The organism is Candidimonas humi, from assembly GCF_019166065.1.
Lineage (GTDB): Bacteria > Pseudomonadota > Gammaproteobacteria > Burkholderiales > Burkholderiaceae_B > Candidimonas > Candidimonas humi.
On record NZ_JAHTBN010000003.1, the window covers coordinates 95749 to 120270 of the forward strand.

Here is a 24522-nt window from a genome sequence, read left to right on the forward strand (position 1 = left end):
TTTAATGACTTATGATGGAGCGCGATCCGCATCCGCAAGGCGCCGCGCCCGCACGCCGGCGCCAAATCGGCGGCGCCTTTGGTTATGCTTGCAACTTTCCAAGGACAAAGATTGCAGGGGCGGGTCGCCATCATGGTTGTACGGTTGACGGGAACAAGAATGAAATGGATCGCCCGGCCGGCGTTGCCTCGCATGCCGGCCCTTGCAATAAAGGTTTTGCGGACCTCTGTCCTGGCGCAGGCGGCCGGCGCCTTGCTCGGGCGCTTCAAGGCTTGCCCCGCGGCGCCGAGGCGTTTGCGCGGCGCGATTGCGGTCCTGGCGCTGGCGTGGGCGGCCGCGGCCCCGGCGCAGCAATTACCCCCGGAACTGGCCAAGGCCTGGACCGCCACGCGCGTGCCCTTGGGCTCCCTGTCGCTGGTGGTGCGCCAGATCGACGGCCCGCAACTGATCGCGATCAACGACACTGTGCCGCGCAATCCGGCCTCGGTCATGAAGATGGCCACCACCTGGAGCGCGCTTTCCGGCCTGGGGCCGGATTTTGCCTGGCGCACCACTTTCCTGACCGAGCGCGGCGACCGGCCCGATGCCCAGGGCACCTTGCGCGGGCCTTTGTACCTGAAGGCGGGCGGCGACCCGATGCTGCGCATCGAAGACCTGTGGACGCTGCTGAGCGATCTGCGCCTGCGCGGCGTAAAGAATATTTCCGAGCTGGTGGTGGACCGCTCCATCTTCGGCCGGGTCGCCACCGATCCCGGCGCCTTCGACGACGCGCCCGACCGTCCCTACAATGCCAGCCCCGATGCGCTGATGGTGGGGCTGGGCGCGGTACGGCTGGTGTTCCAGCCCGATACGCGGGCGCGCAAGTGGATTCCCATCGTCGACCCGCCCCTGCCCGAGATCCGCGTCGAAGGTTCCGTCAAATGGGAAGCCGGGACTTGCCGCGGATCGCCCGAGATCGGCACCGACGTCACCGGCAGCGGCGCCGGCGCCGTATTGCATGTCAGCGGGGCGGCGCCGGGGTCCTGCGGCGAATTCAGCGTTTATCGCCTGGCCATGCCGCAGGCGGATTATTTCACCGCCGTGTTCCGCCTGCTCTGGAAGGAGCTGGGCGGCACCCTGGGCCGCGGCGTGCGCGAAGGCGCGGTGCCGCCCGGCGCGGTGCCTATCGTCTGGCACGATTCGGCGACGCTGGCCGACACCATCAGGCTGATCAACAAGAACAGCAACAACGTCATGGCCCGCACCGTATTGCTGACGCTGGGCGCGGCCAAGAATGGCCCGGGAGCCACCGTGGCCAGCGGCGACCAGGCCGCGCTGGCGGTACTGGCGAGCCAGGGCGTGGACACCCGCGGCTGGGCGATCGACAACGGCGCGGGCCTGGCGCGCCAGGCCCGCCTTACGGCCCGCGGCCTGGGCCAGATGCTGGACGTGGCCTGGCATACGCCGCTGATGTCCGAGTTCATGTCTTCGCTTGCCATCTCCGGCGTCGACGGCACGGTCAAGCGCCGGCTGCGCGGCGGCGACGTGAAGGGCATGGCGCACCTGAAGACCGGCACGCTGCGCGATTCCCGCGCCCTGGCCGGCTATGTGCTGGGCTCCGACGGCAAGCGCTATATCGTCGTCAGTATCGTCAACGATCCGAAGGCGGGGGCGGTGCGGGCCTTCGACGATGCGCTGATCCGCTGGGTCGCCGAGAAATGAGGCCTGCGCCTCACCGTTGCGGCCTCGCCGCGCCGGCTTGCCGCCCGCAGTGCGGCTTGTGCCCGCCGCCCGCGCCCGCCGCCTGGGTCCCGGCGCGGCCCGGACTGGCATAGACTATTTGAACCGGCCCGCGCGCGCGGGCCATCCTGGAACCGACATGCCCATACATGAAATCCGCCATCCTTTGATACGCCACAAGCTCGGGCTGATGCGCCGCGCCGACCTGAGCACCAAGAATTTCCGCGAGATGTCGCAGGAGATCGCCGCGCTGCTGACTTACGAGGCCTCCAAGGACCTGCCGCTGGAGCCCCACACCATCGAGGGCTGGTGCGGCGAGGTCGCCGTCGAGAAGCTGGCCGGCAAGAAGGTGACGGTAGTGCCGATACTGCGCGCCGGCATCGGCATGCTGGACGGCGTGCTCAGCCTGATTCCCGGCGCCAAGGTCAGCGTGGTGGGCCTGGCCCGCAACGAAGAGACGCTGCAGGCCCATACCTACCTCGAGCGGCTGGTGGGGGCGCTGGACCAGCGCCTGGCGCTGATCGTCGATCCGATGCTGGCCACGGGCGGTTCCATGGTGGCGACCATAGACATGCTGAAAAAGGCCGGCTGCCGCAACGTCCGCGCCCTGGTCCTGGTCGCTGCACCGCAAGGCATCGAGACCGTGCTGGGCAAGCATCCGGACGTGCACATCTACACGGCGTCCATAGACAGCCACCTCAACGAGAACGGCTACATCATCCCCGGCCTGGGCGACGCGGGAGACCGTATCTTCGGCACGCGCCAGCAAAGGCCGGATTAATAATGATGGCCGGCGACCGATGCGGCCGGTGATTGCGATCGATATCGGCGATCAATGATTAATGATTACTAACCATTGTTCATCTTTTGTCCTCGGCCGTTTACGGGAAGCGTGTAGTATGAAAGCACGACGATTGGGACTGGATCGGAAAAACTCCATGAGCAGATTGTTGTGCGCGAGCGTGGCGATAGTTGCGGCTTGGGCCGGCCTGGTGGCCGCGGCCCGGGCCGATGTGTGCGCCGCGCCCTTCATGCACGACGGCGGCCATGTGCGCCTGACCGGATCGGGCGCCATGCAACTGGGGGCAGACGTGCATTTTTCCGAAGTCGGGAAATCGGCGGCCGGCGCATGCCGGGCGCGGGTGCAGGGCACGGCCAGCTTCGGCCTGGCCGGCTTGCCGCCGGGCAAGTCCAAGATCGATTATTGGATGTCGGTGCGCAATGGCTACGCGCACTTCGAGCGCCGCGACGACTCGGGGCGGCGCGTGCCCCTGAACGGCGGCTTCGACCTGCGCATGCTGGGGCTGTTCGCCTATGGCCAGCCGATCACGCATGCCGGGCAGACCTTTTCCGCCTTGAAATTCCAGGTGCATGTCGACCGCCAGGCGCAGCCGCTGACGGTGCGCACCGGGGAAAAGACCGTCGGGCAGCGCCAGCGCATCCAGACGGCGCGGGGGCCTCAGTCGTGCTGGCCGGTGCGCTACGAGCGCGTCACCGATCCCACCCAGGCCTCGTTCAACGGCCTGGTCCTGCCCATACCCGGCATGCGTGCCGCCGTTACCGATTGGTACTGCCCGGCGCTGCACATGGTGATGAAGCAGGACAGCAATCAGCAGGGCCTGGCTTCCGAACTGGAGGTGGCGACCCTGGAATAAGCCTGTAGCGGGCCGCCGGCCGACGGGAACAGATGTGGCCCGGACCGGCGGGCCGCGCAGCAAGGCCGCAAATGGGCCGCCCGGACGGCGAAATGCACTACGGAATCCGGCTGGTTCGAGCCGTACGGCTGTGATGTATTATTTTGGATAACAGTTTCAACCTTGCACAAGGAGCATGCCATGCCTGCAAAAGATACTGCCAAGGATGTACAGGCCAACGAAGAACAGTTCATCGAAAGCATCAAGACCAGCCTGGACGATGCCGAGAAACTGCTGCGCGAGGCGGCCGACGCCACGGGCGACAAGGCGGCGGAACTGCGCGACAAGGCCATGCGTTCGCTGCGCCGCACCCGCGAAGCCCTCTACGACACGCAAGATGCGCTGCTGCTGCGCGGGCGCCAGGCGGTGCGCGCCACCGACGACTACGTGCACGACAACCCGTGGCAGTCGATAGGCATAGCCGGATTGACCGGCCTGCTGGTGGGCATGCTGATCAGCCGCCGCTGATGCCGCCGCGCCGTTCGTCCCGCGGCTTGGGGATCGCCGGCGCGTTCCCGCGACTGTCGTCGCAAGCGCAACTCTTACCGGATCTCGACCCGACATGGCCTTGAGACAATCCGTGGGCGATATCGCCGGCACGCTGCTGTCCATGATGCACACGCGGCTGGAGCTTTTCTCTCTCGAAGCCTCCGGCCAGACGTCGCGCCTGTTCAAGCTGGCCGGCATGGCGTTCGCCGCGCTGCTGTTCCTGACGCTGGCGGTCTTGGTGTTTTCCATTGCCTTCGCGCTGTACTTCTGGCCCAGCCAGGACCGCTACCTGGCGCTGGGCCTGCTGGCGCTGCTCTATGCGCTGCTGGGCCTGGGGCTGTTCTGGGCGGTGCGGCGTTCGCTCTTGTACGATCCGATGCCGTTCGCGGCAACCCTGGACGAGTTGCGGCGCGATGCGGCGATGGCGGCGCGCCTGGGCGAGCCTTCTGCTGCCGAGGACGCCGCCTCCAAGGATGTCCCATGAACAAGCGCGCTTCCCGCAGCCCCCAGGAACTGCGTATCGAGATACTGCGCGCCCGCGCGGCACTTGAACGCCAGGCGCTGCGGCGCCATGTGGCGCAGGTGGGCGCGGCGCTGCGGCCTTCGGCGCTACTGCAGGCGGCGCTACCGCGCCTGTTGCCCGGCAGCGGCCGGAGCTGGCTGGCCGAGGGGCTGTCGCTGGCGCGGCGCTACCCTCTGGTGGTCAGCCTGGCCTCGGCGCTGCTGGCCGGCAAGCGGCGCGGACGCGCCTGGGTGCGCCTGGGCGCCGGGCTGCTGCTGGGTCTGCAGGCCTTGCGCACGCGCGAATCGGGCCAGGGCCGGCGCACAAAATTCTAGGCGACAGTGTCCTGTTTGCTTGAAGCTTAAAGGACACTGGTCACAGCCGTCATAGACCCAGGTTTTGCCACATGGCGTCCACGCGGGCCTTGACGTCCGCGTCCATGACGATGGGCCGACCCCATTCCCGCTGGGTCTCGCCGGGCCATTTATTGGTCGCGTCCAGGCCCATCTTGCCGCCCAGGCCCGACACCGGCGAGGCGAAGTCCAGATAGTCGATGGGCGTGTTGTCCACCAGCACCGTGTCGCGCACCGGGTCCATGCGCGTGGTCATGGCCCAGACCACCTCTTGCCAGTTGCGCGGGTCGATGTCCTCGTCGACCACGACGATGAACTTGGTGTACATGAACTGGCGCAGGATGCTCCAGATGCCGAACATCGCGCGCTTGGCGTGGCCCGGGTATTGCTTGCGGATCGACACCACGGCGAGCCGGTAGCTGCAGCCCTCGGGCGGCAGGTAGAAATCGACGATCTCCGGCAGTTGGCGCCGCAGCAGCGGCACGAACACCTCGTTCAGGGCCACGCCCAGCACCGCGGGCTCGTCGGGAGGCTTGCCCGTGTAGGTGCTGTGGTAGATGGGGTCGCGGCGCATGGTGATGCGTTCGACGGTAAAGACGGGAAACCAGTCCTGTTCGTTGTAATAGCCCGTGTGGTCGCCGTAGGGCCCTTCCAGCGCCATCTCGTAGCTGCGGTCCGAGGGGCCTTGCGAGCCCTCGGGCACTGTGAGCGGTTCGGCGCGCGGATCGTTCGCCGGCAGCAGATGGCCCTCGAGCACGATCTCGGCGCGCGCCGGCACCGACAGCTCGCTGCCCAGGGCGTCGGCGACCTCGCTGCGGCTGCCGCGCAGCAGGCCGGCGAACTGGTATTCCGACAGGCTGTCGGGCACCGGCGTCACGGCCCCGAGCGTGGTGGCCGGGTCCGCGCCCAGCGCCACGGCCACGGGAAATGGGGTGCCCGGATGCGCCAGCGCATGATCGCGGAAGTCCAGCGCGCCGCCGCGGTGCGACAGCCAGCGCATGATGAGCTTGTTGCGGCCGATGATCTGCTGCCGGTAGATGCCCAGGTTCTGGCGGCGCGCCCGCGGGCCGCGGGTGATCACCAGGCCCCAGGTGAGCAGGGGGGCGGCGTCGCCCGGCCAGCAGCGCTGCAGCGGAATCCGGTTCAGGTCGACGTCCGCGCCCTCGAGCACGATTTCCTGGCAGGCCGGCCCTTTGACGGTCTTGGGGCTCATGTCCCAGAGCGCGGCCTTGAGCATGGATACCTTGGCCAGCGCGTCGCGCAGCCCGCGCGGCGGCTCGGGCTCGCGCAGCGCCGCCAGCAGCTCGCCCGTCTCGCGCAGCGCGGCCACGTCGTCGGCCCCCATGCCCCGAGCCACGCGCCCCGGAGTGCCGAACAAATTGGTCAGCACCGGCATGGCGGCGGGCGCCCCGCCGTGCACGGCGCGCTCGAACAGCAGCGCCGGGCCGCCGGCGCGCAGCACGCGGTCGCCGATCTCGGTCATTTCGAGGTCGGTGGACACCGGCACGGCGATGCGCCGGAGCTCTCCCGCGCTTTCGAGTTGCGCCATGAAGTCCCTGAGGTCGCGGTATTTCACGGAAATTCCCATTAATTTCGTTACAAATGCGAAACAGGACTAAGGTTAACATCGGCTTGACTGCTTTTACACGGACACCGGAAGAATGATCGACTCTTCTGCGGAGAACTATTTTGCTGTAGGACCGCCCCAAGACAAAAAGCCTTCCCATGGGGGACGGCAAGCCGAAGGCGTGGCGCGGGGGAATCTGCTCGCCCGTTCGTTTCGCGGCCTGATGTATCGCGGCGGCGAATGCATCCACGTCGCCGCCATCTACTTGGGCATCGCCGCGCTGGTGACGATGGCGCTGAGCCTTACCGTGCCTTCGCTGCGGATACAGTCGCGCAATATGCACGACGCGCTGGTGGCGACCCTGCGCCCCGACGTGATGCAGGGAGGTTCTTCCGTCACGTCTTACGCCTCATATGCACAGGCCAGCGATGCCATGCTGGCCGCGGCAATGGGCCCTGTCGCATCGGTTTCGGCGGGCGGGCCCGAGCCTGCGGAGGCCTCTTCCGAGAGCACGGCGAACGGCGCAGGTTCCGCCGGATCCCGCACCACGGCCGGCGGCGCCAAGGGGACGCAAGTCGCAAACGCGGCGCATGGCGCCAACGCAACTGGCGGGGCCAATGCCGCGCTGGCCCCGGTCGTCGCGGGCGCCGCCGCAGGGGCTCCGGAACGCAAGGCGGGCGCGCCCGTGCCTGCCAAGGGCGGCTCGAAGGTCGAACTGGTGTCGCCCGGCTATTTCTCGCGCGCATTGGGCGTGGCCGCCGAAGACCTGTCCATTCCCCACGTCAGCAAGGCGCAGGCCGAAGCCTTGCGCAGCTATATCGCGCGCAAGTACCAGATTGCCTACAACGCGGCCGGGGTGCTGATCAAGACGGCTTTCGTGGTCGGCAAGGAACAGCACCTGGATCCGCAATTGCTGCTGGCGGTGATCGCGGTCGAATCCCGCTATAACCCCTTTGCCGAAAGCCATGTCGGCGCCCAGGGCCTGATGCAGGTCATGACCAATGTGCACAAGGACAAGTTCGCGCGCTTTGGCGGCGGCCTGGCTGCCGCGCTCAACCCCATCGCCAATATCCGTGTCGGCTCGCAGATCCTGAAGGATTGCATCAAGCGGCGCGGCTCGGTGCTGGGCGGCCTGGCCTGCTACGTGGGCGCTTCCGGCTCCAACGACGGAGGCTACGGCGCGAAGGTGCTGGCGGAGCAGCGCCGCATAGCCCTGGCGTCGGGCATCCCGATAGAAAAATAGGGCTGCTCCACCTCGCGGCTTGCGTACTGTTCGGGTTCGCCGGGTATGACATAGTCCGCAGGGGACTGTGCCGTGTCCGAGTTCGCCGAGTACGGCACAGTATGCAGGGAGCCACAGCATTTCCGGGCTCAGCCATTTCTTGGCGTGAACCGCGCAGGCTTATGCCAGGAATCGCTCCATGCGGGCGATGGCTTCCTGCAGGCGGTCCAGCCCCGTGGCGTACGAGAACCGCATGGTGTGGCGCGCCCATGCCGAGCCGAAGTCGCGCCCGGGCACGGCGGCCACGCCGGCCTCGTACAGCAGCCGGTGCGAGAAGTCGTCGCTGTCCTGGCTGTGCTCGCTGATGTCGGCATAAATATAGAACGCGCCGTCGGGCACTACCGGCACGTGCAGCCCGAGCCGTTCGAATTCGGGCAGCAGGTAGTCGCGCCGCTGCTTGAACGACAGACGCCGGTTTTCGTAGATGCGCATGATATCCGGCTCGAAGCAGGCCAGCGCCGCGTGCTGGGCGAGCGAGGGCGCGCAGATCGCCAGGCTGGCCGCGAGCTTTTCCACCGCCGGAATCATGGCCGCGGGCGCAATCAGCCAGCCCAGTCGCCAGCCTGTCATGTGGAAGTACTTCGAGAAGCTGTTGACGATGATCACGTCGTCGTCGAGCGTCAGGGCGCTTTGCGGTTCCTGGTCGTAATACAGGCCCAGATAGATTTCATCCATGATGACGAAGCCGCCGCGCTGGCGCACCTCGGCGATCAGCGCCTGCAGGTCGGCGCGCGCGATGGTCGTGCCCGTGGGGTTGCTGGGCGAGGCGATCAGCACGCCGCGGGTCGCCGGCCCCCAGTGCTCGCGGATGTCGGCGGCGCTGAGCTGGAATCGCTGCTGGGCGCCGCAGGGTATCAGCCTGGGAATGCCGCCCGCGCCGGTGATGAAGTTCTGGTTGGCTGGGTACGAAGGGTCGGGCATCAGGATTTCGTCGCCCGGATTGATCAGCGCCATGCTCAGCAGCAGCAGCGCGCCCGAGGCGCCGGAGGTGACGACCACGCGGTGCGGATCGATCTTGGCGCCGAATTGCTGGAAATAATAATGCGCAATGGCGTCGCGCAGAGGCGCGATGCCGGCCGGAGGGGTATAGCCGCTGAGGCCGGCGCGCGCGGCGCGGTCCAGGGTTTCCAGTACTTGCGCGGGCGCGGTAAAGTCGGGTTCGCCTATGCCCAGGCTGATCACGTCGCGGCCTTGCGCGTTGAGCGCGTTGGCCTGTTTGAACAGCTCCACAGCGTAGAATGGCATCACTTGTTCGGTGCGCTTGGCGAGGGCGGGCATGGGGCTGGCTTTCCGGGCGGGCTATGGGACGAGAAAAGGATTGTAGAGCGTTGCGGCGCGGGCCGCAGCCGCCACGATACTTGGGCGGCCGGGGCGGCTTTGTGCCGGTCGCGCCGCTCGTGGCGTTCATAACGTTCATGGCGCTCATGGCGCTCATGGCGCTCATGGCGTCTATGGCGTCTATGGCGTTCATGGCGTTCGCGCCGCAATATCCGGAACCCGGATGCGGGCCAGCGGCGCGGGGCCTGCGACACGGACGCGGCCCTTGCGGGCAAGCTTTGCAGTCTTGCGCTTATCTTTGCAGTCTTGCAGTTATTTCTTCCTGCAGATATTTTTTAAGCAAGTATTTTCGATCGGAAAACCAGACCAGGAATCGTTGCACATGCCGTCTCCTTCGCGCCGTTCGTTCCTGATGGGCCGCCGCCCGTCCAGGGATCCATGGGACAACTTCTGCCAGCGGATGCGCCGCAGCATCGCCGGCAGCTTTTTCGACTATGGCGCCGACCAGGGGACAGGCAGTGCGCGGCTGGTGCCGGCCGAGCCCTCCGACGTGCATCATGCGCGGGCGCTGTGCGCCGAATATGGCGTGTTGCTGGCCCTGGGCGGGGTGCCGCAGGCGACGCAGCCGCTGGGCCAGTCGGTGCTCTGGGTCGAGCCCGGACGCGAGATGGCCGGCTGCCGCCGCCTGAAAGAGGGCGGCAGCCAGTGGTTCGTGCAGCCCGGCTGCCTGCTGGGGGAACTCGAGGCGGCCGGCTTCAGCCAGTTTGCCGAGTGGCCTTCGTACCTGACCGTGGCGGCGTGGCTGGCCGATCGCACCTTGTGCGATTGGGACTCGGGCCAGACCCATATGTCCGGCCTGGACCATGCCGCCGTCGTGCTGGCCGACGGCAGCAGCGCGACCCTGGGTCCCTTTGGCGCCAGCAGCAACCAGGCGCTGCCCAATTTCAGCACGCAGCAACTGGTGTCGAGCCTGTTCGAACTGTCGGGACGCACCGAAGCCCAGGCCTGCCGCCGGCTCGAACCCTGGCCGGCGCGCTACCGCCTGGACGCGCTGCTGCCCGCCGAGGGGCAAACCATCAACCTGTCGCACTTGGTGCTGGGGCATGGCGGCGCGCTATGCTGGGTCGAATGGGTGGTGCTCAACGAGCGCCGCATGGCGCCGCGCCCCGAAACGACGCGCGCCGAATTTTCCACGCATCACGACAGCTCCGAAGACGAAGCCTGGTTTTTCGCTGCCGATCTGGACGCGCGCGTCAAGACGCTGTTCGACCCGTCCGACCTGTTTCCTTATACCGGGCAGGATATCTGAGCCGCTGCGGCCACCCGCCGTTTACCGCCACCGCCACCGCCGCCGTCTTGGTCGTCTCGGCCGATGAGGTCGATGAGGTCGATGAGGTCGATGGGCTGATGGGCTGATGAGGCAGGGCGGGCCGCCGGGCATGGCTTGCGCCCCCTGGTTTGGCCCGGGTCGGGCCGCAGGGCGCCGCGCCGTGGGCCCATCCTGCAAATAATTCCTGGCAAGGGCTAGAATGGGCGTCTCTCCATATCTTCCCCGATCAAGAAACACCATGGACGACAATATTCGCACCGCAGCTTTGGCCTATCACACGCATGGGCGCCCCGGAAAGGTTGCGGTCACCCCGACCAAGCAGCTCTCGAACCAGCGCGACCTGGCGCTGGCCTATACGCCCGGGGTCGCCGCGGCCTGCGAAGAAATCGTCACCGATCCGGTCAATGCCTATCGCTACACCGCGCGCGGCAATCTCGTGGGGGTCATCACCAACGGCACCGCGGTGCTGGGCCTGGGCAATATAGGCGCGCTGGCCTCCAAGCCCGTCATGGAAGGCAAGGCGGTGCTGTTCAAGAAGTTTGCCGACATCGACGTGTTCGATATCGAAATCAACGAAACCGATCCCGACAAGCTGGTGAACATCATCGCCGGCCTCGAACCGACGTTCGGCGGCATCAATCTCGAAGACATCAAGGCGCCCGAATGCTTCGTCGTCGAGCGCAAGCTGCGCGAGCGCATGAAGATCCCTGTCTTCCACGACGACCAGCACGGCACCGCCATCTGCGTGTCGGCCGCCTTCATCGGCGGCCTGGAAGTCGTCGGCAAAGCCATAGACCAGGTCAAGGTCGTGGTGTCGGGCGCCGGCGCCGCGGCGCTGGCCTGTCTGGATCTCATGGTCGACCTGGGCTTGCCGCTGTCGAACATCTGGGTCAGCGACATCGAGGGGGTGGTGTACAAGGGCCGCACCACGCTCATGGACCCCGACAAAGAACGCTTCGCGCAAGCGACCGAGGCTCGCACGCTGGGCGAGATCATCGACGGCGCCGACGTGTTCCTGGGCCTGTCGGCCGGCGGCGTGCTCAAGCCCGAGATGGTCGCGAAGATGGCGGCGCGTCCGCTCATCCTGGCGCTGGCCAATCCCACCCCGGAAATCCTGCCCGAGGTCGCCCGCGCGGTGCGCGACGACGTCGTCATGGCCACGGGCCGTTCCGACTACCCGAACCAGGTCAATAATGTCCTGTGCTTCCCGTATATTTTCCGCGGCGCGCTCGACGTGGGCGCGACGACCATCACGCGCGGCATGGAAAAGGCCGCCGTGCAGGCCATCTACAAGCTGGCACAGGAAGAACAGAACGAGGTCGTGGCTGCCGCCTACGGCACTTATGGGGTGTGTTTCGGCCCCGAATACCTGATTCCCAAGCCTTTCGATCCGCGTCTGATCGTGCGCATCGCCCCCGCGGTGGCGCGCGCCGCCATGGAAGACGGCGTGGCCACCCGGCCCATCGAAGATCTCGACGCTTACGCGCAGCAGCTGCAGCAGTTCGTCTATCGCTCCGGCTCGTTCATGAAGCCCTTGTTCTCCATAGCCAAGGGCCTGGTGCGCGACGGCGGCAAGGCGCGCATCGTGTTCGCCGAGGGCGAAGAAGAGCGCGTGCTGCGCGCGGTGCAGGTGGTGGTCGACGAAAAGCTGGCCCGGCCCATATTGGTGGGCCGGCCGGCCGTGCTGCAGGCGCGCATCGAGAAGTTCGGCCTGCGGCTGCGCCTGGGCACCGATGTCGAGGTCACCAACCCCGATTACGACGAGCGCTTCCATCGCTATTGGACCACCTACTGGGAACTGATGTGCCGCCGCGGCATCAGCAAGGAAATGGCGCGCGTCGAGATGCGCCGCCGGCTGACCCTGATCGGCGCCATGATGGTGCACCTGGGCGATGCCGACGGCATGGTCTGCGGCACGGTCGGCACTTATGCCAACCACCTGCAGTTCATCGACCAGGTCATAGGCCACAGCAAGGGCGCGCGCATCTACGCGGCCATGAATATCCTGCTGTTGGCGGAACGCACCGTGGCGCTGGTCGACACGCACGTCAACGACGACCCCAGCGCCGAGCAGCTCGCCGAGATCACGCTGGCCGCGGCCGCCGAGATGCGGCGCCTGAATGTCGAGCCCAAGGTGGCGCTGCTGTCCCGCTCCAATTTCGGTACCGCCAGTTCGGCCTCGGGCTCCAAGATGCGCGAGGCCCTGGAACTGATCCGCGCCCAGGCCCCCGAACTCGAAATCGACGGCGAGATGCATGGCGACTGCGCGCTCGACGAAGCCCTGCGCCTGCGCATCCTGCCCTCGACCACGCTCAAGGGCGAGGCCAACCTGCTGGTGTGCCCGAACGTCGATTCGGGCAATATCGCCTACAACCTGCTCAAGACCACGGCCGGCGGCAATGTGGCCGTGGGCCCGTTCCTGCTGGGGGCCAACGCGCCGGTCCACATCCTCACTTCCAGCTCTACCGTACGGCGCATCATCAACATGACGGCGCTGACTGTAGTCGATGCCAATACACCCAGGTAGCACGAGCCTCGCGCCCTCCGTCGTGTCCGGCTCGCATATGGGCCTGGTGCTGACCGGGGGCGGCGCGCGCGCCGCCTATCAGGTCGGGGTGCTCAGCGGCGTGCTGGACATACTCGATCCCGAGCGGCGGGCAGATTTCCGTAATCCTTTTCGCATCATCTGCGGTTCTTCGGCCGGCGCCATCAATGCGGCGGCGCTGGCCTGCAAGGCCGACGTGCCCCACGAGGCCATGGACCGCGCCCGGCTGCTCTGGGAGACCTTGCGCACCGACATGGTCTATCGCAGCGACAGCGCGGGCCTGTTCCGCAGCGGGCTGCGCTGGCTGGGCATGCTCAGCCTGGGCTGGCTGCGGCCCGGGCTCCGGCGCCGCAATCCGCGCGCCCTGCTGGACAACCGGCCGCTGGCCGAGCTGCTGGGGACGGTGCTCGATTTTCCGCGGTTGCGGCGCAACCTGGACGACGGGTTCCTCGATGCGCTGGCGATCACCGCCACGGGCTATACCAGCGGCGAGCACATCACTTTCTACGAATCCAATCTCAGCATCGAGCCCTGGACCCGGCCCCTGCGCCGCGCCGTGCCGAGCCATATCGGCATCGAGCACCTGATGGCGTCGACTTCCATTCCGTTCGTGTTTCCGGCGCAATCCATTTCTTTGCGCCCGCGGCCGGGCGACCCGGTGGCCGAGGCGATGTTGCGGGCCGATTCCCCGCATGGGCAGACGGAATGGTGCGGCGACGGCTCGATGCGCCAGCTCGCGCCGCTGAGCCCGGCAATACATCTGGGGTCCGAGCGCATCTTCGTGATAGGCACCGGGCATGAAGATGACACATATCCTGAACAACGCCGCGATGATCCGCTGTATCCTACGCTGGCGCAGATCGGCGGGCATGTTTTGTCCAATATTTTCCTGGACAGCCTGGCCATGGATGTGGAGCGTATGGAACGCATCAATGAACTGCTTGCGCAAGTGGCCCCGGATGTATTAAAAAGCCAGTCGCTGCGCCCGGTAAAGTCTTTGTCCATCACACCAAGCCGGTCGCTGGACGAAATCGCCATGCGGCATCTGGAACAGATGCCGCGCGCCGCCCGCAGCTTGTTCCGGGTGCTGGGCGTATCGTCCGGTTCCAGTTTGTCCGCGGGCGGAGCCTTGGTTTCGTATCTGCTGTTCGAGTCGGGCTATACGAAAGAGCTGATCCGCCTCGGACGCAACGACAGCATGAGCCGCATAGAGGAAGTGCAGGCGTTTTTCAAGGAGCCCTGATATGGCCCAGGCACAGTCGCTGCAGAAGAAACTGCAGAAAGGTGGTTTGCTCGACATTTCCTCTTTCGGCCAGCGGGACGTCGCGGAGGCGGCCCAGGTTTTGGGAATGACGCTTTTCTTCGTCGACTGCGACCGCGCGCGCAGTTGCTCGGCTGTGTTGCGCGCCATCGCCAAGGCTGTCGATTTTCCCGAATATTTCGGCAGCAACCTCGATGCCCTGTCCGACTGCCTGTGCGATACGCTGCAGGATCAGAAGGTGGGCATGGTGCTATGGCTGCACAACCTGCATTCCGGCGATCCCGCGCTGGCCGCCGATGCTGCGGCCATCGAAAGCGTATGCGCCGATACGGTGGAATTCGCGGCCGACAATGGCCGTTATTTCGCCTACGCCATCCAGCATGCCGGCAAGCATCCGGACCCGGAGCCGGGCGTGGCGCCTACGCCGTACGCAGGCCACCGCGAGCACGAATAGCTTTCAGTCCCAGCCCAGCAGGGCGCTGGCTGCGGCCACCAGCGCGAGTCCGGCGGTCTCGGTGCGCAGCACTCGCGCACCGTGGCGCACCGCCTGCAGGCCATGGCCGCGCGCCAGTTCCAGTTCGTCTTCCGACCAGCCGCCTTCGGGGCCGACCAGCAGCGCGAGCTGCCGTGTGCCGGGCCGCAGCGCTTGCGCCAGGCTCTGCGGCGCCTCGGGATGACAGAACAGGGCCAGGCCGGCTGCCACGTCGAGTTCGCGCAGGCAGTCGCCCAGGCTTTGCGGCGCCGCGATTGCCATGAGGCGGTTGCGCCCGCACTGCTCGCTGGCCGCCTGGGCCACGCGTTCCCAGTGCTGCTGGCGCTTTTCCAGGCGCGCGCCGCTCAGTTGCAGCACGCTGCGCCGGGCCGCGACCGGAACCAGGCGCCGCACGCCGAGTTCCACGGCTTTTTCGATGATCCAGTCCATTTTGTCGCCGGCCGCGATGCCTTGCAGCAGCGTGATCTCGCCGGCCAGTTCGGCCTCGCGCGCGTCATGAGCGCCCAGCAGGGCGCTGGCGCCCTTGCCCGAGGCCTGCAGCGTGGCCGGGTATTCGCCGCCATGCCCGTCGAACAGCACGATGGCCGCGCCGTCGCGCAGCCGCAGCACGCGCAAGGCGTGGTGCGCGAGGCCTTGCGGCAATTCGATACTGCGGCCCGCGGCGAGGCCGGCGGGACAATAGAAGCGGGGCGTGGCCATGGGGCGGTGTCGAGGATGTCCGTAGGATCGGCCCGGCGGGGCCGCCCATAAGGTAGCATGCCCGCGGGTCCGTGCGAAATGCCCGGAATCCGCGGGAAATATCAGGCCTGGCGCGCGGCCCGGTTGCGCCCCTTTGCGCCTGGCCCGTGCAAAGGCCTGCAATGCGGGGAAATCGAATGTATCCGCGTGCCGGGCCGCGGGGTGCCGAGTGGTAAAATCGAAGGCTTTGCAAACCCTGTTGCGGCGATCCGCCCCCGGTTTCCTTGCCCGGCGGCTCGCGCCTTGCGAGTTTCCTATGAGCCTACCTTCAGTCCACGATGCTTCCCTGGCCAATGCCATCCGCGTGCTAGCCATGGACGCGGTCCAGAAAGCCAATTCGGGCCACCCGGGGGCTCCCATGGGCTTGGCCGAGGTCGGCCAGGTGCTCTGGACGCGCCATCTGCGCCACAATCCCGCCGATCCTGCCTGGCCCGACCGCGACCGCTTCGTGCTGTCCAACGGGCACGCTTCCATGCTGTTGTATGCCATGCTGCACCTGAGCGGCTACGACCTGCCCATGAAAGAGCTGGAGAATTTCCGCCAACTGCATTCGCGCACCCCGGGCCATCCCGAGGTGGGCCTGACGCCGGGCGTCGAGACCACCACCGGGCCGCTGGGCCAGGGGCTGGCCAATGCCGTGGGCCTGGCGCTGGCCGAGGCCCTGCTGGCCATGGAATTCAACCGCCCGGGCCACACGGTGGTGGATCATCACACCTATGCGATCGCCGGCGACGGCTGCTTGATGGAAGGCATTTCGCACGAGGCCTGCTCGCTGGCCGGCACGCTCGGGCTGTCCAAGCTGATCGTGTTCTATGACGACAACGGCATTTCCATCGACGGCGAGGTCGACGGCTGGTTCCGCGACGACACCGTCAAGCGCTTCGAAGGCTACGGCTGGCACGTCATTCCCCCCATAGACGGCAACGACGCCGCGGCGGTCGACGCCGCCGTGGTGCAGGCCAAGGAATGGTCGGCCAAGGGCGGCGGTCCCACGCTGATCTGCTGCCGCACCATCATAGGCAAAGGCTCTCCGCACAAGGCGGGCACCGAAAAAGTGCACGGCTCGCCGCTGGGCGAAGAAGAAGTCGCCGCCACCCGCAAGGCGCTGGGCTGGACCTGGCCGCCGTTCGTGATCCCCAAGCATGTCTACCAGGGCTGGGACTGCCGTCCGCGCGGGCACGAATTGCAGGCCGAATGGCAGGGCCGTTTCGACGCCTATGCCGCGGCCTTTCCGGAACAGGCGCGCGAACTGCTGCGCCGCATGGCGGGCGAACTGCCTGCCGGCTTCGATGAAAAAGTGCGCGATTTCATCGCCGAAACCGCGGCCAAGGGCGAGACCGTCGCTACCCGCAAGGCTTCGCAACTGGCCATCCAGGCCTTCGCCCCCGTCGTGCCGGAAATGCTCGGCGGTTCGGCCGACCTGACCGGTTCGAATCTTACCGACTGGAAGGGCGGGGCTCCGATCATGGTCGGCTCCGAGAGCCTGCAGTCCGGCCGCTATATTCACTACGGCGTGCGCGAATTCGGCATGGCTGCGATCATGAACGGCGTGGCCCTGCACGGCGGCTACCTGCCTTTCGGCGGCACCTTCCTGACTTTCTCCGACTACTCGCGCAACGCCATACGCATGTCGGCGCTGATGAAGCAGCGCGTGGTGCACGTCTTCACCCATGATTCCATCGGCCTGGGCGAGGACGGCCCCACGCACCAGTCCATCGAGCACGCGGCCAGCCTGCGGCTGATTCCCAATCTGCAAGTATGGCGGCCCTGCGACACCACCGAGACCGCGGTGGCCTGGGCGGCGGCGCTGCGGCGTCCGGCCAGCATCGGCATGCAGGTGCATGACGGCGGCCCCAGCGCGCTGCTGCTGTCGCGCCAGAACCTGCCCTTCGTCCAGCGCGACGACACTACCGTGCAGGCGATCGCCCGCGGCGGCTACGTGCTGCGCGATGCGGCGCAGCCGCGCGCGGCCATTATCGCCACCGGCTCGGAAGTCTCGGTGGCCCTGGCGGCGCAAGAACAGCTTGCCGCCAAGGGCATTGCGGTGCGCGTGGTGTCCATGCCTTGCACCCAGGTGTTCGATGCGCAAGACGAACAATGGCGTGCCGCCGTGCTGCCCGACGGGATGCCGCGCGTGGCGGTGGAAGCCGGCGTCACCGCCGGCTGGTACAAATATGTCGGCCTGCACGGAAAAGTGGTGGGCCTGGATACCTACGGCGAATCGGCTCCCGGAGGCGTCTTGTTCAAGTATTTCGGCATTACCGCAGAGCACGTCGCGGCGGCGGTCGAGCAAGTTTTATAAAACAGGAGAATTGCAATGACGATACGGGTAGCGATCAATGGGTACGGGCGTATTGGCCGCAACGTTTTGCGCGCCCACTACGAGGACGGTAAAAAGCACGACATAGAGATCGTCGCGATCAACGACCTCGGGGCTCCCAAGATCAACGCGCACCTGACGCAGCACGACACCGCTCACGGGCGTTTCCCGGGCAAAGTGTCGGTCGACGGCGACTACATGGTGGTCAATGGCGACAAGATCCGCGTGCTGGCCAACCGCAATCCGGCCGAGCTGCCCTGGGGCGAGCTGGGCGTGGATGTGGTGCTCGAATGCACCGGCTTCTTCGCCAGCAAAGAAAAAGCCAGCGCGCACCTGAAGGGCGGCGCCAAGAAAGTCGTCATTTCCGCGCCCGGCGGCAAGGACGTGGACGCCACCATCGTCTACGGCGTGAACCACGGCGTGCTCAAGGCCAGCGACACGGTCATTTCCAACGCTTCGTGCACCACCAACTGCCTGGCCCCGCTGGTGCAGCCGCTGCACCAGAAGCTGGGCATCGTGAACGGCCTGATGACCACCGTGCACTCCTACACCAACGACCAGGTCCTGACCGACGTCTACCACGAAGACCTGCGCCGCGCCCGTTCGGCCACCATGAGCATGATCCCGACCAAGACCGGCGCTGCCGCCGCGGTCGGCCTGGTGCTGCCCGAACTCAACGGCAAGCTCGACGGCTACGCCATCCGCGTCCCGACCATCAACGTGTCCATCGTCGACCTGTCCTTCGTGGCTGCGCGCGAGACCTCGGTCGAAGAAGTCAACAGCATTCTCAAGGCCGCGTCGGAATCCGGGCCGCTCAAGGGCATCCTGGAATACAACACCGAGCCGCTGGTGTCGGTCGACTTCAATCACAACCCCGCCTCCAGCACCTTCGACGCCAGCCTCACCAAGGTTTCCGGCTCGCTGGTCAAGGTGTCGTCCTGGTACGACAACGAGTGGGGCTTCTCCAACCGCATGCTGGACACCACGGTTGCGCTGATGTCGGCGCGCTGATCCGCTGTCATCCTGCACATGAGCGCGGGGCGGGGCAACCCGCCCCACGCTCATTTCGGGCCTACCTTCCATTTCCGATCCGGCTACCCTCACATCCATGCCTACAGTCAAAACCCTCAGTTCCCTGGCACGCGCCGGCGCCTTGGCGGGCAAGCGCGTCTTTATCCGTTCCGACCTGAACGTCCCCTTCAATGAAGCCGGCGAAATCACCGAAGACACCCGCATACGCGCCTCGGTGCCGGCCATCCGCATGGCGCTGGATGCGGGCGCGGCAGTCATGGTTACCTCGCACCTGGGGCGTCCGAAAGAGGGCGTGTGCACCCCCGCCGACAGCCTCGAGGCCGTCGGCGCGCGCTTGTCGCAACTGCTAGGCCAGCCGGTGACGCTGCTGCGCGACTGGGTCGATGGCGTGCAGGTGCAGCCCGGCCAGGTTGTGCTGCTGGAGAACTGCCGCTGCAATGTCGGCGAAAAGAAGAACGATCCTGCCCTGGCGCGCAAGATGGCTGCCTTGTGCGATGTCTATGTGAATGACGCATTCGGCACAGCGCACCGCGCCGAGGCCACCACCGAGGGCATTGCGCGCTACGCCCCGGTGGCTTGCGCCGGCCCCTTGCTCGAGGCCGAGCTGGACGCCTTGGGCAAGGCATTGTTCGAGCCGCGCCGGCCGCTGGTCGCCATCGTGGGCGGCTCCAAGGTGTCCACCAAGCTGTCCATCCTGCAGGCCCTGGCCGCGAAGGTGGACAAGCTGGTGGTGGGCGGCGGTATCGCCAATACCTTCATGCTGGCCGCCGGCCTGAAAATCGGCAAGTCGCTGGCCGAACCCGAGCAGATCGACCAGGCCCGCGCCGTGATCGAGATGATGAAGGCGCGCGGCGCCGAGGTGCCCATCCCCGTGGACGTGGTGTGCGCCAAGACCTTCGGCGCCGAAGCCGTGCCCGCCGTCAAGGAAGCGGCCGACGTGGCCGAGGACGACATGATCCTGGACATCGGTCCGCGCACTACCGCGCAACTGGCGGCGATCCTGGCCCAGGCCGGCACCATCGTCTGGAACGGCCCGGTGGGCGTGTTCGAGTTCGAGGCCTTCGCCGGAGGCACGCAGGGCGTGGCCCGGGCCGTGGCCGATTCCCCGGCCTTCTCGATCGCCGGCGGCGGCGACACTTTGGCGGCCATCGCCAAGTTCCATATCGCCGACAAGATGGGTTATATCTCCACCGGCGGCGGCGCCTTCCTGGAATTCCTCGAAGGCAAGCCCCTGCCGGCCGTGGAGGCGCTGAAGGTGCGCGCCGCGGAGTAAGTGCTGTTCGGCCGATGCGCCGCAAGGCGGCGCATCGGCCTGGATTCGGGCTCGCCCGCGCCCCGCGGCGTATAATATTGCCGCTTTGTATGTTCAAATATTTCTGCGGGCGGGAGTGACCCCATGCGCTGGATAGTGTTGTTGCTGTTCGTAGTCTGCGCGGTCTACACGCACCGCCGCGGCAAGGTGCGCCATGGGTTTCTCCGGCAGTTGTCGGACCATTCCACCTTCATGTCGCCCTTGAACTGCTTCGTGTATGCGTTCTCGAGCGTGCCTTCCAAGCCGTACCTGCATCCCGCGCTGTTTCCCGACCTGCAGGTGCTGCGCAACGAATGGCAGACCATACGCGAAGAGGCGCTGGCGCTGCGCGAGGCCAGCCGCATCCAGGCGGCCCAGCAGTACAACGACATCGGCTTCAATTCCTTTTTCCGCAATGGCTGGCGGCGCTTCTACCTGAAATGGTATGACAACCCGCATCCTTCCGCGGCGCAGTACTGCCCGCGTACGCTGGAAATCCTCAATCGCCTGCCTTCGGTCAAGGCGGCCATGTTCGCCCAGTTGCCGCCGGGCGGCAAGCTCGGCCTGCATCGCGACCCCTATGCCGGTTCGCTGCGCTACCACCTGGGGCTGGTCACGCCCAACGACGACGGCTGCGCGATTTTCGTCGATGGCGAGCAGTATTCCTGGCGCGACGGCCAGGACGTGGTCTTCGACGAAACCTATCTGCATTACGCCGCCAACAAGACCGAGCACGATCGCATCATCTTGTTCTGCGACATCGAGCGGCCCATGAAGTATCGCTGGGCGCAGTCGGTCAACAATGCCATCGGCGGCTTCCTGATGCGCGCCGCCGCCTCGCCCAACGAAATCGGCGACCGCACCGGCGGCCTGAACCGCGCCTTCAAGTACCTGTACGCCGTGCGCCGCGTCGGCAAGCGCCTCAAGGCCTGGAACCGCAGCGTCTACTACGCCGTCAAGTGGGCCATTTTCGCCGTCATCCTGCTGGCGATATTCTGGCACTGAAGGGGCGGCAGACGGGCCCCACGCAACGAGTCCGCAACGACGCATGGCGTGCTTCTGCCCGCCAGTGCAGCACCCCTTTTAGTGTGAATAGGCCCTGATTACCAGTCGGCTGTTTCGATCAAGCCCTGGTATCCCTGTATCGCGTCCGGCCACGCCGGCACGAAGCCGCTGGCGCGCAGGCGCGCATTGCTGAGTCTCTTGTTGCCCATGCCGGCGGGCAGGGGGCCAGCGGGGGGAGGGGGCGCCCCCAGCATTTGCGCCAGGGCATCGTAGAGATCTTCGATCAACTGCGGCGTGTCGTCCGTGCCGATATAGCAGTCCCGGGCCTGCGGCAAATCCAGGACATGCACTACGGCCCGCGCGGCATCTTCGATATGGAGGCGGTTCGCCCAGTGCCCGGCGCCGCGCGGCACGCGCGCCGAGCCGGAGGCTATGCGGCGCAGCAGCGACAGCCTGCCCGGGCCGTACAGGCCCGCCAGCCGCAGGCTGGTCGCGCAGGCCAGCCGATCCCGCAGCCAGCCTTCGGCTTCGAGCAGGATGCTGCCATTGAAGCCCGCCGGGCATGCCGGCGTGTCCTCGTCCACCCAGGCGCCGCCATGGTCTCCGTACACCACGCTCGAAGATATGAACGCGAGGCGCTGCAGGGCGGCGCAATCGAGTGCGGCCAGGAGATTGCGCGGGCCCAGTTCGAACACCGCGCGGTAGGCTTGGGCATCGCGCAGGTCCGGCGCCGGCGCATAGACCACGTGGGTAATGCCCGGCGGCAGTCCGTGCAGTTTCTGTGTCAGGTCGCCGGCCAGCCAGCGCAGTCCCGCGGAGTCGTCCGCGGGCGGGCGCCGGCGCAGCGCCCATACCTCGTCGCCTCTTTGCGCCAGCAGCCGGCCGGCGCGCAGGCATAGATCGCCCGCGCCCGCCAGCAGTACACGCCGCCGCGTCATTTGTTCGCTCGCCATTTCGTCATCTGTTCGATGTTCCTTGCCCTGGCCATGGATAGCCGTTCGATCGCGCCGCGCGCGGCCTGGTTCGACCGCAGCCCGGTTCGACCGCAGCCCGGTTCGACCGCGGCCTGACTCGACCGTGGCTCGACTCGATTTCCACTGCGCGGCTCGTTTTGCGAAGGGCCCGAAACGCCGTTTCCAATGCTGATACACTGCATTCTACGTCGCCCCCGATGCCCTGAACCGGAGCCGCGCTGACCACCGATCGGCCGATGGCCTGTCGATTCGCGCTGCGTTTTCCCGGCCCGGCGCTTCGGCGCGTCGCCAGCATTCCGGTCGCGCCGCGCCAGCCGCGCCGCACGCCATCGTCCAACCAGAGACCTGTATGAGCTACCAGAACTTCATAGCCAACCGCTGGGTGCCGGCCCGTAGCGGCGAGACCCTGCCGGTGATCGATCCGTCCGATGGGCAGCCTTTCGACACCATCGCGCGTTCCGGCGCTGCCGATATCGATGCCGCCGTCGCCGCCGCCCGCGCAGCGCGCGAAGGCGCCTGGGGCCGCATGGCGCCGGCCGAACGCAGCCGCCTCTTGCTGCGCCTGGCAGCTGCGCTGCTGGACCAGCAGGAACATCTCGCGCAACTCGAGTCGCGCGATACCGGCAAGCCGCTCAAGCAGGCTCGCGCCGACGCGGCGGCCGTGGCCCGCTATTTCGAGTTCTATGGCGGCGCGGCCGACAAACTGCATGGCACCACCATACCCAGCGCACAGGACTTCACCGTGCTGACCGTGCGCGAACCGCATGGCGTCACCGGCCACATCATCCCCTGGAACTACCCGCTGCAGATCTTCGGCCGCAGCGTCGGCGCCGCGCTGGCCGTGGGCAATGCCTGCGTCGTCAAGCCCGCCGAGGATGCCTGCATTTCCTTGCTCGAAGTGGCCCGCATCGCGCAGGAAACCGGCCTGCCCGAAGGCGCCCTGAATATCTGCACCGGCCTGGGCGCCGAGGCCGGCGCGGCCTTGTCGGCCCATCCCGGCATCGACCACATTTCGTTCACCGGCTCGCCGCAGACCGGCATGCAAGTGGCGCAGGCGGCCGCCGCGCACTTCGCCCCGGTCACTCTCGAGCTGGGCGGCAAGTCGCCGCAGATCGTGTTCGCCGACGCCGACATCGACGCCGCACTGCCCGTGCTGCTCAACGCCATCATGCAGAACGCAGGGCAGACCTGCTCGGCCGGCAGCCGCCTGCTGGTGCAGCGCCCCCTGTATTCCACGCTCATGGACCGCCTGGCCGAGCTGTTCGCATGCACGCGCACCGGCCCCGCCTCGGAAAACCTCGACTGCGGGCCGCTCATCAGCGCCCGCCAGCTCGAGCGCGTGCGCGGCTACCTGGAACTGGCCGACCGCGACGGCATTCAGGTCGCCGCGCGCGGCACGCTGCAGGAATCGGCGGCCGCCGCCGGCTTCTACCAGCCGCCGGTGCTGCTCAGCCATGTGCCCGCCAACCATAGGCTGGGCCAGGAAGAGATTTTCGGCCCGGTGCTGGCCGCCATCCCCTTCGAACACGAGGTCGACGCGGTGCGCCTGGCCAACGGCACGCCCTACGGCCTGGTGGCCGGCGTCTGGACGCAGGACGGCGCGCGCCAGTTGCGCCTGGCGCACAAACTGCGCTCGGGCCAGGTCTTCGTCAACAACTACGGCGCCGGCGGCGGGGTCGAGCTGCCTTTCGGCGGCACGGGCCAGTCCGGCTACGGGCGCGAGAAGGGCTTCGAGGCCTTGTACGGCTTCACCACGCTCAAGACCATAGCCATCAAGCATTGATCGGCCCGGCACGGCTCGGGCCTGCATGGTTCGAGCGCGCATGGCGGATATCGCTCGAACACACATACACATAGCAAACGGATACGGTAAGGAGAACGAAACATGCGCCTTGCAGGCAAAGTAGCCATCGTCACGGGGGCCGGCTCGGGATTCGGAGCCGGCATCGCCCAGACTTTTGCGCGCGAGGGCGCGCGCGTGGTGGTGGCCGATATACACGAAGAACACGGCCGCGCCGTCGCGGAGCAAATCGGCAAGGCCGGCGGGCAGGCACATTTCGTCGCCGCCAATGTGGCCGACGGCGCCAGTGTCGAGGCCTTGCTGCAGGCCACGCTGGATACTTATGGCGAGCTGCATTGCGTCGTCAACAATGCCGGCACCACGCATCGCAACAAGCCCCTGCTGGAAATCACCGAGCAGGAATTCGACAAGGTGTTCAACGTCAACGTCAAGAGCATCTACTGGACCGCCAAGCACATCGTGCCTTATTTCCGCCAGCACGGCGGCGGCTGCTTCGTGAACATCGCCTCGACCGCCGCGATCCGGCCCCGGCCCGGCCTGGTCTGGTACAACAGCACCAAGGGCGCCGTGGTCACCGCCAGCAAGGGCATGGCCGCGGAACTCGGCAAGGACAATATCCGCGTCAATTGCGTCAACCCCGTCATAGGCGCCACCGGCCTGGTCGAGGATTTCATGGGCATGCCCGACACACCCGCCAATCGCGAGCGTTTCCTCGCCGGCATACCCCTGGGCCGCTTTTCCACTCCGCAGGACATCGCCAACGCGGCGCTGTACTTCGCTTCGGACGAGGCCGCTTTCGTCACCGGCGCCTGCCTGGAAGTCGACGGCGGCCGCTGCGTATAAGCGGC

At 66.8% G+C, this 24522-nt stretch carries 21 protein-coding genes; 17 read left to right on the forward strand and 4 right to left on the reverse strand.

Features of this window, described 5'->3' with window-relative positions:
- The first annotated feature begins 252 nt into the window (after positions 1-252).
- The 6 genes from dacB (at position 253) to KVP10_RS07425 (ending at position 4739) form a co-directional block, all read left to right on the forward strand.
- Entirely contained in the window at positions 253-1701 is a 1449-nt protein-coding gene (gene dacB, locus KVP10_RS07400; RefSeq protein ID WP_376810937.1) for a D-alanyl-D-alanine carboxypeptidase/D-alanyl-D-alanine endopeptidase, read from the forward strand.
- Positions 1702-1858: 157 nt separating this feature from the next.
- Positions 1859-2500: a uracil phosphoribosyltransferase gene (gene upp / locus KVP10_RS07405; RefSeq protein ID WP_217963938.1), complete on the forward strand. Its 642-nt coding sequence runs from the start codon at positions 1859-1861 to the stop codon at positions 2498-2500.
- 157 nt (positions 2501-2657) lie between these two features.
- On the forward strand, positions 2658-3374 hold the full coding sequence (locus tag KVP10_RS07410) for a hypothetical protein (protein WP_217963939.1): 717 nt from the start codon (positions 2658-2660) through the stop codon (positions 3372-3374).
- Positions 3375-3554: 180 nt separating this feature from the next.
- Complete coding sequence (locus KVP10_RS07415) at positions 3555-3881, forward strand: ElaB/YgaM/YqjD family protein (protein ID WP_217963940.1); 327 nt, start codon at positions 3555-3557, stop codon at positions 3879-3881.
- A 94-nt stretch (positions 3882-3975) separates the two neighbouring features.
- The gene (locus KVP10_RS07420; RefSeq protein WP_217963941.1) at positions 3976-4386 is read left to right on the forward strand and encodes a phage holin family protein; all 411 of its coding nucleotides are present in this window, start codon (positions 3976-3978) and stop codon (positions 4384-4386) included.
- Complete coding sequence (locus KVP10_RS07425; protein ID WP_217963942.1) at positions 4383-4739, forward strand: hypothetical protein; 357 nt, start codon at positions 4383-4385, stop codon at positions 4737-4739. The genes KVP10_RS07420 and KVP10_RS07425 overlap by 4 nt, the downstream gene beginning before the upstream one ends.
- Positions 4740-4788: 49 nt before the next feature.
- On the opposite strand, the gene ubiD is transcribed toward KVP10_RS07425, so the two are convergent.
- On the reverse strand, positions 4789-6333 hold the full coding sequence (ubiD, locus tag KVP10_RS07430) for a 4-hydroxy-3-polyprenylbenzoate decarboxylase (protein WP_217963943.1): 1545 nt from the start codon (positions 6331-6333) through the stop codon (positions 4789-4791).
- Between the two features lie 328 nt (positions 6334-6661).
- Between ubiD and KVP10_RS07435 the strand changes: the two genes are divergently transcribed.
- Entirely contained in the window at positions 6662-7567 is a 906-nt protein-coding gene (locus KVP10_RS07435; protein WP_376810936.1) for a lytic transglycosylase domain-containing protein, read from the forward strand.
- Between the two features lie 159 nt (positions 7568-7726).
- On the opposite strand, the gene KVP10_RS07440 is transcribed toward KVP10_RS07435, so the two are convergent.
- A complete protein-coding gene (locus KVP10_RS07440) occupies positions 7727-8884 on the reverse strand; it encodes a pyridoxal phosphate-dependent aminotransferase (protein WP_217963944.1) in 1158 nt (385 codons plus the stop codon).
- A 382-nt stretch (positions 8885-9266) separates the two neighbouring features.
- On the opposite strand from KVP10_RS07440, the gene KVP10_RS07445 reads away from it, so the two are divergent.
- From KVP10_RS07445 to KVP10_RS07460, 4 genes are all read left to right on the forward strand, one after another.
- On the forward strand, positions 9267-10193 hold the full coding sequence (locus KVP10_RS07445; protein ID WP_246600469.1) for a hypothetical protein: 927 nt from the start codon (positions 9267-9269) through the stop codon (positions 10191-10193).
- Between the two features lie 259 nt (positions 10194-10452).
- The gene (locus KVP10_RS07450; protein WP_217963945.1) at positions 10453-12741 is read left to right on the forward strand and encodes an NADP-dependent malic enzyme; all 2289 of its coding nucleotides are present in this window, start codon (positions 10453-10455) and stop codon (positions 12739-12741) included.
- Positions 12742-12778: 37 nt separating this feature from the next.
- Positions 12779-14002, forward strand: a complete 1224-nt coding sequence (locus KVP10_RS07455) for a patatin-like phospholipase family protein (RefSeq protein ID WP_217964496.1) — start codon at positions 12779-12781, stop codon at positions 14000-14002.
- 1 nt (position 14003) lies between these two features.
- Entirely contained in the window at positions 14004-14474 is a 471-nt protein-coding gene (locus tag KVP10_RS07460; protein ID WP_217963946.1) for a barstar family protein, read from the forward strand.
- A gap of 3 nt (positions 14475-14477) precedes the next feature.
- Here the strand turns inward: KVP10_RS07460 and KVP10_RS07465 are convergent, their stop codons facing one another.
- Positions 14478-15212 (reverse strand): 16S rRNA (uracil(1498)-N(3))-methyltransferase, encoded by a 735-nt coding sequence (locus KVP10_RS07465; RefSeq protein WP_217963947.1) that lies wholly within the window; start codon positions 15210-15212, stop codon positions 14478-14480.
- Between the two features lie 295 nt (positions 15213-15507).
- Between KVP10_RS07465 and tkt the strand changes: the two genes are divergently transcribed.
- The 4 genes from tkt to lpxO all read left to right on the forward strand — a co-directional run bounded on the left by tkt (position 15508) and on the right by lpxO (position 20899).
- On the forward strand, positions 15508-17553 hold the full coding sequence (tkt, locus tag KVP10_RS07470; RefSeq protein ID WP_217963948.1) for a transketolase: 2046 nt from the start codon (positions 15508-15510) through the stop codon (positions 17551-17553).
- A gap of 15 nt (positions 17554-17568) precedes the next feature.
- Positions 17569-18582, forward strand: coding sequence for a type I glyceraldehyde-3-phosphate dehydrogenase (gap, locus tag KVP10_RS07475; RefSeq protein ID WP_217963949.1), 1014 nt, complete (start codon positions 17569-17571; stop codon positions 18580-18582).
- A gap of 97 nt (positions 18583-18679) precedes the next feature.
- A complete protein-coding gene (locus tag KVP10_RS07480) occupies positions 18680-19876 on the forward strand; it encodes a phosphoglycerate kinase (protein WP_217963950.1) in 1197 nt (398 codons plus the stop codon).
- Positions 19877-19999: 123 nt separating this feature from the next.
- Positions 20000-20899: a lipid A hydroxylase LpxO gene (gene lpxO, locus KVP10_RS07485; protein WP_217963951.1), complete on the forward strand. Its 900-nt coding sequence runs from the start codon at positions 20000-20002 to the stop codon at positions 20897-20899.
- Between the two features lie 98 nt (positions 20900-20997).
- Here the strand turns inward: lpxO and KVP10_RS07490 are convergent, their stop codons facing one another.
- Positions 20998-21852: an NAD-dependent epimerase/dehydratase family protein gene (locus tag KVP10_RS07490; protein WP_246600470.1), complete on the reverse strand. Its 855-nt coding sequence runs from the start codon at positions 21850-21852 to the stop codon at positions 20998-21000.
- 370 nt (positions 21853-22222) lie between these two features.
- Here KVP10_RS07490 and KVP10_RS07495 point away from each other — a divergent pair, with 370 nt between their 5' ends.
- Positions 22223-23656, forward strand: a complete 1434-nt coding sequence (locus KVP10_RS07495) for an aldehyde dehydrogenase family protein (RefSeq protein WP_217963952.1) — start codon at positions 22223-22225, stop codon at positions 23654-23656.
- A 102-nt stretch (positions 23657-23758) separates the two neighbouring features.
- The gene (locus KVP10_RS07500; protein ID WP_217963953.1) at positions 23759-24517 is read left to right on the forward strand and encodes an SDR family oxidoreductase; all 759 of its coding nucleotides are present in this window, start codon (positions 23759-23761) and stop codon (positions 24515-24517) included.
- Positions 24518-24522: the final 5 nt, after the last annotated feature.

What these genes read in the sequence shown, in the direction of transcription:
- upp (WP_217963938.1), top strand. Translation starts at nt 1,859, where the DNA reads ATGCCCATACATGAAATCCGCCATCCTTTGATACGCCACAAGCTCGGG.
- KVP10_RS07410 (WP_217963939.1), top strand. Translation starts at nt 2,658, where the DNA reads ATGAGCAGATTGTTGTGCGCGAGCGTGGCGATAGTTGCGGCTTGGGCC.
- KVP10_RS07415 (WP_217963940.1), top strand. Translation starts at nt 3,555, where the DNA reads ATGCCTGCAAAAGATACTGCCAAGGATGTACAGGCCAACGAAGAACAG.
- KVP10_RS07420 (WP_217963941.1), top strand. Translation starts at nt 3,976, where the DNA reads ATGGCCTTGAGACAATCCGTGGGCGATATCGCCGGCACGCTGCTGTCC.
- KVP10_RS07425 (WP_217963942.1), top strand. Translation starts at nt 4,383, where the DNA reads ATGAACAAGCGCGCTTCCCGCAGCCCCCAGGAACTGCGTATCGAGATA.
- KVP10_RS07435 (WP_376810936.1), top strand. Translation starts at nt 6,662, where the DNA reads ATGCACGACGCGCTGGTGGCGACCCTGCGCCCCGACGTGATGCAGGGA.
- KVP10_RS07440 (WP_217963944.1), bottom strand. Translation starts at nt 8,884, where the DNA reads ATGCCCGCCCTCGCCAAGCGCACCGAACAAGTGATGCCATTCTACGCT.
- KVP10_RS07445 (WP_246600469.1), top strand. Translation starts at nt 9,267, where the DNA reads ATGCCGTCTCCTTCGCGCCGTTCGTTCCTGATGGGCCGCCGCCCGTCC.
- KVP10_RS07450 (WP_217963945.1), top strand. Translation starts at nt 10,453, where the DNA reads ATGGACGACAATATTCGCACCGCAGCTTTGGCCTATCACACGCATGGG.
- KVP10_RS07455 (WP_217964496.1), top strand. Translation starts at nt 12,779, where the DNA reads ATGGGCCTGGTGCTGACCGGGGGCGGCGCGCGCGCCGCCTATCAGGTC.
- KVP10_RS07460 (WP_217963946.1), top strand. Translation starts at nt 14,004, where the DNA reads ATGGCCCAGGCACAGTCGCTGCAGAAGAAACTGCAGAAAGGTGGTTTG.
- KVP10_RS07465 (WP_217963947.1), bottom strand. Translation starts at nt 15,212, where the DNA reads ATGGCCACGCCCCGCTTCTATTGTCCCGCCGGCCTCGCCGCGGGCCGC.
- tkt (WP_217963948.1), top strand. Translation starts at nt 15,508, where the DNA reads ATGAGCCTACCTTCAGTCCACGATGCTTCCCTGGCCAATGCCATCCGC.
- gap (WP_217963949.1), top strand. Translation starts at nt 17,569, where the DNA reads ATGACGATACGGGTAGCGATCAATGGGTACGGGCGTATTGGCCGCAAC.
- KVP10_RS07480 (WP_217963950.1), top strand. Translation starts at nt 18,680, where the DNA reads ATGCCTACAGTCAAAACCCTCAGTTCCCTGGCACGCGCCGGCGCCTTG.
- lpxO (WP_217963951.1), top strand. Translation starts at nt 20,000, where the DNA reads ATGCGCTGGATAGTGTTGTTGCTGTTCGTAGTCTGCGCGGTCTACACG.
- KVP10_RS07490 (WP_246600470.1), bottom strand. Translation starts at nt 21,852, where the DNA reads ATGGCGAGCGAACAAATGACGCGGCGGCGTGTACTGCTGGCGGGCGCG.
- KVP10_RS07495 (WP_217963952.1), top strand. Translation starts at nt 22,223, where the DNA reads ATGAGCTACCAGAACTTCATAGCCAACCGCTGGGTGCCGGCCCGTAGC.
- KVP10_RS07500 (WP_217963953.1), top strand. Translation starts at nt 23,759, where the DNA reads ATGCGCCTTGCAGGCAAAGTAGCCATCGTCACGGGGGCCGGCTCGGGA.